Annotated in this window: 11 protein-coding genes; 9 read left to right on the plus strand and 2 right to left on the minus strand. The window is 38.9% G+C overall.

What is annotated here, in order from left to right; translation table 11 throughout:
• Positions 1-109 precede the first annotated feature (109 nt).
• The 7 genes from JTI58_RS20510 (at position 110) to JTI58_RS20540 (ending at position 6,579) form a co-directional block, all read left to right on the plus strand.
• The gene (locus JTI58_RS20510) at positions 110-1,795 is read left to right on the plus strand and encodes a methyl-accepting chemotaxis protein (protein ID WP_205443383.1); all 1,686 of its coding nucleotides are present in this window, start codon (positions 110-112) and stop codon (positions 1,793-1,795) included.
• A 211-nt stretch (positions 1,796-2,006) separates the two neighbouring features.
• Positions 2,007-2,345 (plus strand): hypothetical protein, encoded by a 339-nt coding sequence (locus JTI58_RS20515; protein WP_205443384.1) that lies wholly within the window; start codon positions 2,007-2,009, stop codon positions 2,343-2,345.
• A gap of 20 nt (positions 2,346-2,365) precedes the next feature.
• Positions 2,366-2,968: a histidine phosphatase family protein gene (locus JTI58_RS20520; RefSeq protein ID WP_205443385.1), complete on the plus strand. Its 603-nt coding sequence runs from the start codon at positions 2,366-2,368 to the stop codon at positions 2,966-2,968.
• Positions 2,969-3,307: 339 nt separating this feature from the next.
• Entirely contained in the window at positions 3,308-4,501 is a 1,194-nt protein-coding gene (locus tag JTI58_RS20525; RefSeq protein ID WP_205443386.1) for an MFS transporter, read from the plus strand.
• Positions 4,502-5,127: 626 nt separating this feature from the next.
• Positions 5,128-5,664, plus strand: coding sequence for a TlpA family protein disulfide reductase (locus JTI58_RS20530; protein WP_205443387.1), 537 nt, complete (start codon positions 5,128-5,130; stop codon positions 5,662-5,664).
• 100 nt (positions 5,665-5,764) lie between these two features.
• Positions 5,765-6,103 carry a hypothetical protein gene (locus JTI58_RS20535; RefSeq protein ID WP_205443389.1) on the plus strand — a complete coding sequence of 113 codons (339 nt, stop codon included), beginning with the start codon at positions 5,765-5,767 and terminating at the stop codon, positions 6,101-6,103.
• A gap of 251 nt (positions 6,104-6,354) precedes the next feature.
• Positions 6,355-6,579 carry a hypothetical protein gene (locus JTI58_RS20540; RefSeq protein ID WP_205443390.1) on the plus strand — a complete coding sequence of 75 codons (225 nt, stop codon included), beginning with the start codon at positions 6,355-6,357 and terminating at the stop codon, positions 6,577-6,579.
• Positions 6,580-6,629: 50 nt separating this feature from the next.
• On the opposite strand, the gene JTI58_RS20545 is transcribed toward JTI58_RS20540, so the two are convergent.
• A complete protein-coding gene (locus JTI58_RS20545; protein WP_205443392.1) occupies positions 6,630-7,142 on the minus strand; it encodes a GNAT family N-acetyltransferase in 513 nt (170 codons plus the stop codon).
• Positions 7,143-7,462: 320 nt separating this feature from the next.
• Here JTI58_RS20545 and JTI58_RS20550 point away from each other — a divergent pair, with 320 nt between their 5' ends.
• A complete protein-coding gene (locus JTI58_RS20550) occupies positions 7,463-10,543 on the plus strand; it encodes a hybrid sensor histidine kinase/response regulator (RefSeq protein WP_205443393.1) in 3,081 nt (1,026 codons plus the stop codon).
• A 62-nt stretch (positions 10,544-10,605) separates the two neighbouring features.
• Here JTI58_RS20550 and JTI58_RS20555 read toward each other — a convergent pair whose 3' ends face one another.
• Entirely contained in the window at positions 10,606-11,481 is an 876-nt protein-coding gene (locus JTI58_RS20555) for a DMT family transporter (protein WP_243456432.1), read from the minus strand.
• Positions 11,482-11,687: 206 nt separating this feature from the next.
• Here JTI58_RS20555 and JTI58_RS20560 point away from each other — a divergent pair, with 206 nt between their 5' ends.
• Entirely contained in the window at positions 11,688-12,179 is a 492-nt protein-coding gene (locus JTI58_RS20560; RefSeq protein WP_205443397.1) for an Lrp/AsnC family transcriptional regulator, read from the plus strand.
• Positions 12,180-12,274 lie beyond the last annotated feature (95 nt).

Consider the following 12,274-nt stretch of genomic DNA (forward strand, 5'->3'; position numbering starts at 1 on the left):
CTATGAAGGCATATTCTCTTGCTTAGTCATAGGGAAGGTATTACCAGATTAGTAAGTGTAAAAATTTTCATTTTAAGGTGTATTATTGAATAATTTAAGGGGGATCGTTATGAAGTTCAAATCATTACGGACAAAAATTTTATTCGGATTTTTCATCATTCTAATAGGGATTATGATACAAAGTGGGTATATCATTTATTCAAATATACAAATGAATAAAGAGATTGAAGATATGGTGCATCGGGAGCTTGAATTGTCCATTGTCGACCAGCACTTAGCCAACTCCATTTCAGTGAGGATTGGTGCTGCCAGAGGCTATGTATTAACAGGTGAAAAAGGATATAAAGATACATATGAAGAATATACAAAATTGTCTTTAGATAATGAAGAAAAAGCTCGTCAAATACTTGAATCACAAGAACTAGAGGTGGTTGCGGCAAGAGCAAAGGCATGGCGTCAATATGTGGAGGAAAATGTCTTTCCAATCTATGAAGGTGGCAATACCGAATTAGCCGTAAAAAACCTAATTAGTAAAGAGGATGAGATTGGGGCGGTTCGTGAAGGCTTTGAATCGCTGGCAAGCTCACGCGAGGAGTCGATTCGTCAGGCAGGGCAAACGTTAATAAAGAATAATGACCGTCTGAATACAATTAGTATGGTAGCATTTGGTATCGTTGTATTATTAGCAATCGGGGCAGGTCTCACTTCTGCCTTGTCGATTTCTAGACCTGTTAAGCAAATTTCAGAGCGAGTGAAGCTGATTGCGGAGGGTGATTTAAGCCATGATATGCTGACTATTAAAGCAAAAGATGAAATTGGCGAATTAAGTATTTCAACCAATACGATGAATATGAAAATGAAGGACATGCTTCAGCGAATTCAAGATGTGTCCAATGAGGTTGCTGCACACAGTGAACAGCTACTACAATCGTCCATCGAAATTAAATCAGGAACCGAGCAAGTAGCACTGACAATGAATGATATTGCAGAGGGTACAGAGTCACAGGCAAATAATACGAGTGACCTCTCCAATTTGATGAGTGATTTTGTTATTCGAATGAATGAAGCGAGTCAAAATGGTCAGCATGTACAAAGTAATTCCAATCATGTGCTTTCTTTAACGAATTCAGGCCAGCATTTAATTGAAGCGTCTACCAACCAAATGACAAAAATTGATGCCATCGTCCATGACGCAGTGGATAAAGTAGAAGGTTTAAATCATAAATCACAGGATATTTCCAAGCTCGTTGTTGTCATAAATGATATTGCAAAACAAACAAATTTATTGGCACTCAATGCGGCGATTGAGGCGGCACGGGCAGGTGTGCAAGGTCAGGGCTTTGCTGTGGTGGCAGAAGAAGTCCGTAAATTGGCAGAGCAGGTGTCATTGTCTGTTATCGATATCGAGCAAATCGTTGGGCAAATTGTAGAGGAGACCAATGATGTTACAAACTCTTTGAAGCGCAGCTATGAGGAGGTACAACAAGGGACAGAACAAATCTCTTTAACGAATCAAACATTTGTCGAAATTGACCGTGCTGTGACAGAGATGGCCACTAACATTACAAGCGTCTCTCAAAACTTAAATCAGCTAGTAGAAAACTCTGTAAGAATTGATGAAGCCATCGAAGAAATTGCCGCGATATCTCAAGAATCTGCAGCAGGGGTGGAAGAAACCTCCGCAACGATGCAGCAAACTTCGAGTGCGATGGAGGAAGTTTCGAATAGCTCCAATCAGCTGGCAAAAATGGCGGAAGAATTAAATAATCAGGTAGGTCAATTTAAGCTCAACTAAGCAAAAAACCAGGACTTATCATAAAGGTAAGCCCTGGTTTAAGTATTGGATACATTTTTTTATTGCGTCTCTCAGAGCTTGTATCAATCCAATGCACTGTTTCTCCCCTCATGTTACGTGGATATTCTAATTCACTAGTTTTGATAGAAATAGAATCTGAAAAAGGGTATTATTGTAAATGTTAATTTAGTGAAAAGGAGCCGATTCACATATGGAATGTGCATGTCCATCGCAAATGACCGATCATCTAAGAGTAGAAGGGGATATAGGGGCAGACCCGATTTGGTGTCATCGCTGCTATTGTAATTTAAATATAGAGGATGTCCCACTGTCAGACCAATTAAAACACGAACTAGACATATGGATTCGACAATACGGAGAATGGATTGACTGGAAGAATGACGGCATTTTTCCGCATGGAGTTGAATTGGAAGATCGATTTAATCAGCAAGGAATGCAGTTAACAGAACGGGTGAAAGCTGAGCTTGCCGATACTTACAAGGTATTCTATAAGCCTTCCACTTTTGCGAGGAGAAATGCAAATACGTAATAGCGTTAAGGGGGATTGCAATGGAAACAACCATTTTTATGATTAGACATGCAGAATCGCCCTTTATTTTTGGACAGGAACGTACAAGAGGCTTATCCAAAAAGGGTGAGGAAGATGCGAGAGCAATAACGAAAGCGCTCCTTTCATTTAACATAGATGTGATTGTTTCAAGTCCTTATACACGAGCGATCCAAACAATCCAAGGATTGGCTGATGCTCACAAGCTGGAGATACAGACAATTGAAAGTTTAAGAGAAAAACAGTTAAAGGGAGCCTATCAACTTCCAGCCGAAGAAATAGATGATGCGATAAAAAAATCCTTTCATGACCTCGATTACTGTTTGGACGGTGGTGAATCGAGCAGGGATGTCCAAAATCGTGCCATTCCTGAAATCATTCGTTTATTAGAGAAATATGCAGGTCAAACAATCGCCATCGGAACACATGGCAATATAATGGCAATCATCTTCCATTATTTCAATGCCCACTATGGCTATGATTTTTGGAAAAGTACCTCTAAGCCGGATATCTATCAACTCATTTTTGAAGGCGTACAGCTTAAAAGGGTTCAAAGAATAAAGAAGGAAATTAGGTTTTGTGAAAATTCCCTCAAAAATGTGTAACCTTTGCCAAGCTGACACGACTACTGTACTAGTAGAATACAAAAACTAAAGCAAACTAGTAGGTTTCACTTTTCACAAAAAGACCAGGACTCAATTTTTTTGAGAGCGCCTGGTCTTTTTGTGTTCTGGCAACACAGCGGAAGTGATGCTAAAATAAATACATTAGAATTTTCTTGAAATTAAAAGGTAAAGCAATCAAAATCACGCGTAGAAATTGAAAAAATGAAGTCCCCCATTGTTTTTTCAACTAGGCGTAAAAAGGAGTTCAGACATGCAGGTTCGTCCAATTTAAAAATCCCCCGCAAGAAAAGTTAAAATCTTATTTTTGGGGGATAAAACGTGTTTAAAAACCGATCTTTTTCACTTTTATTGACAGGTCAAGCTTTAGCGGATATTGGCGATATTCTTTATATAGTAAGCGTGATTAGTATAATTTATCGTTTAACCAATTCGGCTATTGCTACTTCCTTCGTACCGTTTATTATTACATCTTGTATGTTGATTTCCAGTCTGCTGACACCTATTATGACGACGAAAATCTCGTTGAATCATTTGCTAACCATTTCTCAAGGCTTTAAAACCGCTGTCCTTTTGGGTCTCGCCTTGTATGTACAATGGGTTGGCGATCAGCCGATGATTGTCTTTGTATTTTTGCTGATTGCGATGGTTGCGTTCTTGGATGGTTGTGCCAATCCCATTCGTCAATCCTTGCTGCCTCATTATGTGGAGGAAAAGGATTTGTTACGAGCAAATAGTATGGCTGAAACGGTTATCCAATCCATTCAGGTGGGTTCTTGGTTCGTTGGTAGTTCCTTGCTTCTTCTCTTTACGCCATCACAGCTTATATGGGGTGTTGTCATCCTTTTTTTCATCGCAACATTTCTTTTAAAGCTTCTACCAGATGTAGCACGTATCGAACGTCCACAGACAAAGAAATGGTCGTTAATTATGGAAGGGTGGCAAACCATTCACCAAACGCCTGTACTAAAAGTAGCTGCGCGTATGGATTTACTGGAATCGATGGCAGGAGCTGTATGGGTCGCAGCGATATTACTCGTTTTTGTAGAAGAAGCATTGCAGGCTCCTTCTCAATGGTGGGGTTATCTCAACGGCATTTTTTTTATTGGCATGATGATAGGCAGTATGATTTGTTTTAAATGGACCCAATTTGTTGCGCGTAAAAAAGCTATGCTAATAAGTGTAGGCGCGCTGTTATCCGCTATTTTTACATTATTCTTTGCGGTTAGTATCACACCATTTATGGCTTTACTCTGTTCTCTGCTGATTGGCTTATGTGGACAATTAAAAAACATTCCACAGCAAACCATCATTCAAACAAGTGTCTCCAAGGAAAAATTACCTACTGTTTATACATCTCTAAATGTTATTGTGACAGGGGTATTCGGCCTTTCATCATTAGTGATGGGCATCTTGTCAGAATGGTATGGGATACGAGTTGTTTTTTTCCTTTCAGCTAGTGTGCTTCTGCTCGTTAGTTTGATCGCCATTAAAAATAGAACGTTTTTCACGTAAAAAAATCGTAGCCCTTACTTTCAGAGTAGGGGCTACTCATGTTGTTGCAAAAAAGATGATGTCAACGGCAGAAAAAGCAATTTTGCAAGGTGAGAGGTTGCTTTCCGTTCTGTCAGCGTCCTTTCCAGGGAGCGTCCGATGAGCCGCTTCACTCACTTGCGTTCGCTCCAGGGTCTCCTCTGTGACGCTGGCTCCACTCCAATCAACCATTCTGCACAAGTGGCTTTTCCTTATCTTTCATACTAGCTAGCCGTAGTAATCAAATTAGCCCATGATTTATATAATTAGATAGGCTCTTATTTTCAATGTGTAGTGACAACACCCCTTCATAAAGAGTAGTGAAGACCTTCACTTTATTTGAAAACCGTTGCTAAAAAGTTAACATTTTGTAGGTTTGAGCGGAGGAAGCGGCTCGGCGCTCGCCCACAGGAAAGCAAGTAGCCTGCAACGGAAACCATTTTCACCTTTCTTAAAAATTCTATTGATGGTTTTGTTTTTCAACAATATGCGTAGCCCTTACTTTCAAAGTAGGGGCTACTTTTATGTTTTACAAAAAGTTCATATCCTGTTAGTAGATTGTATGGTAAAATATACAATTAATTGTATATTTTAAAAGGAGAAGTTGTATGCATCGTAAAAAAATAGGCTTCATTATTTCAGCACTCATTATCGCAATCTTTATTGGTATGGCATTAAAAAATGTTTTTTTTCAAGAATCTCTTACACCCTCTATGACCGTTTTGGAGGATGGCACCAAACAAATTAATTATGAAACTGCTTTAACAAAGCTAGATCAATCCTCCACAACGTTTGAAGCATATAAGGGCAAAATATTAATTGTGAATTTTTGGGCATCTTGGTGTGGACCTTGTCAACAGGAAGCACCTGAATTAGAGGCATTTTATCAACAAAAATCAAAGGATGTCGAGCTACTAGCCATCAATGCCACAGCCTATGACAGCTATGCGAAGGCGGCAGCATTTAAGGATACCTATGATTTATCGTTTCCTATTTTCCTAGACGAGGAGGGGGTACTACAGAAAACATTTGAAGTGATGAATTATCCTAGTACCTTTATCTTTGATAAAGAAGGAAAATTACAGCACAGTATGAAAGGCGAACTCAATCAACAAGAATTAACACAATTGATTGAGGGCCTCTAAGAACAATAAAAGTCTTATAGACAATATCGTTAGAAAAATGAAACTTTTTCCAAAATGATACGTAGATGTAGCTGAAGAAAAAAGGAAGGGGCTCCTTTGAATGCAGCGGAAACACATTATTATTATTATCATTGCATGGATTGTAGAAATATCGCTGACGTATTGGATTGCCACAATGTTCTCTGTACGATTTATCGAAGTGATGTTTTTCACGGGCGTAGCCTTTACATTAGGAACATTTTACTTTTCGAGTAGCGGTGGAGCGATGTCAAGGCTTTTCGCATCCCAAGTGAGTGCACAAACAGGAATCATTCATGAGCGAGAGCGGTTCAAGGTTACACTTGGCCCCGTATTTATAGCCTCACTGGTATTTTTCCTTATTGGTTTAGTATTCTTTATTTTACTTGTAACAGGCATTATTCCCCCACAAAAGATGTAAAAGCTATTGGTTCAACAGGCAAAAAATCAAGAGGGCTAGCTGCTCATCTTGATTTTTTACGTTGTATAGAATTTGTAGAGTGTAATATTATAAAATAGGCTTCGATAATTGTATTTTTACAATTAGAAAGGGATAAATGGATAACTATTATACTAGAATTATCATTAGATACTAGTCGTTTATCATGCAAAATATGTATATCCTTATATCTATAAAGGTATGCGATATGTTAAAGGAGCTATCAAACCGCAGTGCCCCAAAATCGAAACCAACAAAATACAGAAAACAGTAGAAAACTAGCACCTGACGCTCACTATAAAGCTATGCTAGCAATTCAAACGATGGAAAGTAGTATAAAAAGATACATAACAGAGCATGGTGACCATATGAATGCAGCTGAATATCATTATTTGCTACAAATGATCAAGAGCTTAGAAGAATTGAAAGCAGCCATTGAAGGTGTTTCATTGGACTAGGCACATCCATTTAAATTGTATGATCTGACAATACGGTTTGTCAGATCATCCTACGAATTAATCCACCGATAATAAGTGAATGTGAAGTTTTGTCCATTCATTTCAAATGTTTCCCCACTTCTATCCATCTTTTTAAAGCCGTTTCTTTCTAATACTTTTTGAGAGGCTATATTATTCGTCGTTGTTTGTGCGTCCATGACGAGAATGCCTTCCTGGCGCATAAGGTCTACTACTAATTGTAAGGCTGTATGGGCAACCCCTTTTCCACTATATTCTTTTCCCACTCTATAACCGATATGACCTAATCGTTGCTGCTTATCAATATCGGTTACATTCATTCTTCCTAAAATTTGTCCAAGTTCATTTTTTATTAGATAGAAATAAGACAGCTGTTTAGCTTGTTCCTCTACTAGCATGTCATTTTTCCTTATGAAATTTGGTAAATGGTAATAGTCATCCCCTCGGCTTGGTACTGTTTTTTCAAAATACGCCCTATTTTTAACCTCAAATGCATATAAATTTTCAAAATCATCCTGTGTTAATTTTTCTAATCGAATGTTCATGGTATCTCCAATCAATTTTGGGTTTTTCTTTCATTATACCCGTAGTCTAGGGCTAATCTCATCTTGTTTTTCGATTGTTCAGTAGGTGTAGATGTACGATTAGTAAAATGGTTGGGTTCATAGATTGTACATTAATCATTAGGGGAACGTGACCTAGGAGGTGAATTTTGCAAAAGGGAATTGTTTTTGTACTGAAGGCGTAGCATCAGGGATAAACGTGCATACTCGTTTGTTTTTTCAGCCGTTCGCTAAAAAAAGGGAACGCATAATGCTGTGACGTCATTAAGCAATGAAAACATCCCCTTTTGCCAAGGCCGCTTATGAAAAAGATTGCTGTTATTATTACCATATTTATTCTCTTGTTAACAGGCTCGCGACTACTATGGTTACAATTATTTATACAATCACATCAACCATATGCTGAAGGGGGGCAAATAGATTTACGAGATTTCGATTTCCAGCATCACACCTTGACACTTGATGGTGAATGGGCATTTTATCCATCTAGTTGGTTGATGGACGAGAACAATCCTCCGATGCCTCCGACCTATATACAGGTTCCAGATGGCTGGGATGAAGTTTTTCAAGAGGGTGAATTGACACCATATGGTTATGGCTCCTATCATTTGAAACTATTGATAGACCCTGAAAAAGCTTTTACATTTAGTATGAGGGTACCTAGTATTCGTAGTGCTGCGGAAATATATGTGGATGGGCATTTAATTGCGGCTGCAGGGGAACTAGGTGAAAATCGCCAGCAAACAATTGCCAAAAATGTCCCGTTTACCGCTTCGTTTGAAACAAAGGGACAAAGTGAAATCGACATTATTGTGCAGGTTGCTAACTTTCAAGACCCACGTAATGGTGGTATTGTGCGTTCCATTAAATTCGGACGAGAAGAGATGATTTTTCGGGAAACACAATTATCTATCACGATGCAGCTTCTCGTAGCAGTTGTCTTAATCTTACATGCGATCTATTCTGTCATTCTGTACTTGCTTGGGAATAAGGATAGACGTTTACTATTCTTTTCCGTTTTAACCATTAGTATTATGTTTTATTATCTTTTAGGGAGTGATGATAAGCTTCTTTCTTTTTGGTTTCCAATCAATTATGATTGGGGCTTTATATTCGTTCATCTTTCGATGGTTGGCATTGGCTATTCGCTCCTCCAATGTATCGAGCCATGGTTGCCCCGCCATCTAAATCGTACTAAACAGGGGTTTGCCCTTATTTGTGCCTGTGCATCTGTATTGGCGATGCTATTACCAACACGTTATGTTGTGACAATACAAGGTGTTTATATTGTCCTTTTAGCTGTTCCGATTGTGATTACGATGATGTTAATGCTAGGAAGGACAATAAAAGATATTCGTCATAATGTGTTTCTTCTTTTAGCCATACTCGCATTTGTCAATAGTATTCTATGGGATGTCTTGCTGCTGATCACTGGAATCAAGGTGATTTCGTATCCATTTGATTTGATTATCACGATTGCCTGCTTAGCCACGTTATGGTTTAAGGATTATGTGAAAGTGCATGCCGATACAAAAGAGCTTGCACAAAAACTGCAAAAGGCAGATTTACTAAAGGATGAATTTTTGGCTAGTACGTCACATGAGTTGCGCAATCCACTTCATAGCATTATCAATATGTCAAAAGCGGTGTTAGAGCGTGAAGCAGCTGTCCTTAGTCATAAAAGTGTCAATGATTTAGAAACAGTGCTAGCTGTTGGAAAACGCATGTCCTTATTGTTAAATGATTTACTGGATGTAATGAATCTAAAGGAAAATACGAAAAAGCTCCATCTAGGCACTGTTTCCATACACACAATTGTTGTGGCTGTGTTAGATATGCTCCGCTTTATGATGGAGGGGAAGCCTGTTCATTTTGTTAACCAAATTCCAAAAAATTTTCACAAGGTATTAGCCGATGAAAATCGAGTAATTCAAATTGTCTTTAATTTAGTACATAACGCAGTGAAGTTTACCAATGAAGGGGCGATTACGCTATCTGGTTATACGACAGGAGAGGGAATGGCTAAAATTGTTATAGCCGATACAGGCATTGGTGTGGATGCGGAGACAATGCAGCGTATATTTGAGCCCTATGAACAAGGGACTGTTAGTAAAACCATCATTGAAGGCGGATTTGGACTGGGACTCAACATAAGTAAACGACTTATTGAATTACATGGTGGAACATTAGAGGTACAGTCAGTGGTAGGACAAGGTTCAACCTTTGCCTTTACATTACCTTTATCGGATGAAGCGGATAGCTACGATACCGATGAGAATAATCAAGAACACAAGAGCCAGGAAAGAATGGCTTCGCAGTCCACTGTGGAGACTAAACGCTTGCCAGCATGTAACCGTCCTCGCATTTTAGTCGTGGATGATGAGCCCATCAACTTGAGAGTGATCGAAACGATATTAGTTAATGAAAAATATGAAGTAGTGACTGTAACAAGTGGCTTGAAGGCTCTAGCGTGCATTTGGTCTCAGGAATGGGATTTAGTGATTTCAGACGTGATGATGCCGAAGATGTCTGGATATGAATTAGTACGTAGTATTCGCAAGCAATTTACGATGACCGATTTACCTGTCTTATTGTTGACAGCGCGCAGTCAGCCACATGATATTGAAAATGGCTTTTTAGCAGGGGCCAATGATTACGTCATCAAGCCTGTGGATGCCTTAGAGCTACGATCCCGAGTAGAGGCGTTAACAAAGGTGAAGCGCTCTATTCAAGAGCTACATCGTATGGAGGCGGCTTGGCTTCAGGCACAAATCGAGCCACATTTTCTCTTTAATACATTAAATGCCATCTTAACGTTAAGTGAATTAGATAGTGACCGAACAAGTAAATTAGTAGAGGCATTAAGCGATTTTTTAAGAGAGTCCTATAATTTTCAAAACGTGGAAGCACTTGTGCCGCTAGAAAATGAACTTAGGTTGATTCAAGCCTATCTCTATATTCAGCAGGAGCGTTTTGGAGAGCGTATCCAGGTCGTATGGGAACTAGAAGCGGAGACAGATGTCCTCATCCCATCATTGACTATCCAGCCTTTAATTGAAAATGCATTAAAGCACGGAATCTTAAAGCGTGCTGAAGGTGGAACGATTCATGTTCGTATGATCGATTATACTACCCATCTCGAAATCACTGTAGCGGATGATGGCGTTGGGATGGATGAAGAACAATTGGCGAAGCTACTGCAGATGGAAAAGCGACATTCTAGAAGTATTGGTTTAATCAATACCCATATAAGACTGCAACACCATTACGGTCAGGGCTTGCGCATTACAAGCAAGCTGCACGAAGGGACTACGGTTTCATTTGTTGTACTAGCAAAAACACCAACGAATCCATTAGATGCATTGCCTCTCGTTGAGTTTTGAGAGGGGAATGCATCTTTTATTTTAAATTACCGTAGTTCCTGCATGTACCGAAAGAGATGGAATTAGAGCACAGCCTGTGGCGTCTTCGCTTTAAAATATGTGAATAAATAGCACCCCATAATCACGATGATTCCCCCAATGCCTTGCAGCCAGCTTAGCTGTTCTCCGATAAATAAAAAGGCGAGCAGGGCTGTAAAAATGGGATTAAAATTCAGAAAAATACCAGAGGTTGTGGCACCTAATTGCTGAACGCCAATATTCCAAAGGACCATACAAACTACTGTAGAGATGACCCCTGTATAAAGAATTGAAAGAATGAAAGAGTAGTCGATTTTGGAAAAGGTAAAATCCGTAATCGTGAATGGAACTAGGATGAGCACCCCAAACAAGCCTGCATACAATGTCGCCATTAAAGGAGAGGTTGTTTTCATAGCCCACTTACTGCAAACGGAGTAAAGTCCCCATACACAAACGGCTGCCACCATCCATAAATCCCCTGTATTCAATTGGAAGTTCAGTAATTGTTGCCAATCTCCCTTTGAAAGGACAAGAACAACACCAAATAAAGAGAGGATCATCGCTAAAAGCTGCAAGCCATTTATTTTTTCTTTCAGAAAGGCAAAGGAAAAAAGGGCGATGGACATAGTATTCATCGTTGAAATAAGACCAGCATTCGTGGAGGTTGTTCGTTCCAATGCTAAAAATTGAAAAATATTAAATAAGGCAACACCTGTAATGCCCATTAGGAATAAAGGTACAAGAGCCGACTTGGCAGGAACTAATTTCTTCTCTTTCCACCAAACCAATGGTAGAAGGACGATCACCGCAATCAACCATCTGACCATCGTTAATGTCATCGGAGAGGCATGCGCCACCAGCGTCTTAGCCACAACAAAATTGCCTCCCCATAGTAAGCTTGTGACGAGCATTAAGCCCATATAAAATTTGACCACAGTATAGGAACACTCCTTTTGCTTTTATGTATAATAAGAATCATAGCACTATTGGTGATTTTCCAGTATAATATTTTGTATAAATGAAGAAATTTGAAATAATTGAAAGTTTTTTAACGATTATTGAAATAATGTTTTGTAATTGTGTTCAAAACTTGCTTGTCTAAAAATAATCAAAAGAGGAGAAAGCAATGGAAGATATAAAAAATAAAGGATTAGATAATGTGGATCTGCAAATCTTAGCCATTTTGCAGCGAGAGGTTCAAATTAGCAACGCAGAATTAGCTAGACGGGTGAATTTATCCCCACCAGCAACCCATACAAGGGTGAAACGCCTAGAAAATGAAGGCTATATTGATCAACAAGTCGCGATTTTAAATCAGGAAAAATTAGGTTTTGATTTACTGTGCTATATTTTTATGAGCACCAATATTCATCAGGAAAAGGAAATAGAGGAGCTAGAAAACAGCTTGAAAACAATGACCGAAATTTTGGAATGTCATTGCTTAACAGGTGCCTATGATTATTTGTTAAAGGTTGTCATTCGTGATCGTAAAGACTTGGATCAATTCATTCGAAAATTAAATAAGCTGGGGATTTCTAGAATTCAAACGAATTTATCCTTACGGGAAATTAAATATTCCACGGTGCTACCTATAGAAGAAAACAGCAAGCCTGAGTGAGTTAATTCGGGCTTGCTGTTTTTTAGTTATCATGAGGATCTTTTGTTATTTTATCTATTATAGCGGTCGAGGCCTACTCACGAAAGGTTGGCAGC

Origin of the sequence: Lysinibacillus fusiformis, from assembly GCF_016925635.1 — a bacterium.
Lineage (GTDB): Bacteria > Bacillota > Bacilli > Bacillales_A > Planococcaceae > Lysinibacillus > Lysinibacillus fusiformis_F.

Coding starts and splice junctions, on each gene's coding strand:
- JTI58_RS20560 (WP_205443397.1), top strand. CDS start 11,688: ATGGAAGATATAAAAAATAAAGGATTAGATAATGTGGATCTGCAAATC.
- JTI58_RS20520 (WP_205443385.1), top strand. CDS start 2,366: ATGGAAACAACCATTTTTATGATTAGACATGCAGAATCGCCCTTTATT.
- JTI58_RS20530 (WP_205443387.1), top strand. CDS start 5,128: ATGCATCGTAAAAAAATAGGCTTCATTATTTCAGCACTCATTATCGCA.
- JTI58_RS20535 (WP_205443389.1), top strand. CDS start 5,765: ATGCAGCGGAAACACATTATTATTATTATCATTGCATGGATTGTAGAA.
- JTI58_RS20550 (WP_205443393.1), top strand. CDS start 7,463: ATGAAAAAGATTGCTGTTATTATTACCATATTTATTCTCTTGTTAACA.
- JTI58_RS20515 (WP_205443384.1), top strand. CDS start 2,007: ATGGAATGTGCATGTCCATCGCAAATGACCGATCATCTAAGAGTAGAA.
- JTI58_RS20545 (WP_205443392.1), bottom strand. CDS start 7,142: ATGAACATTCGATTAGAAAAATTAACACAGGATGATTTTGAAAATTTA.
- JTI58_RS20510 (WP_205443383.1), top strand. CDS start 110: ATGAAGTTCAAATCATTACGGACAAAAATTTTATTCGGATTTTTCATC.
- JTI58_RS20555 (WP_243456432.1), bottom strand. CDS start 11,481: ATGGGCTTAATGCTCGTCACAAGCTTACTATGGGGAGGCAATTTTGTT.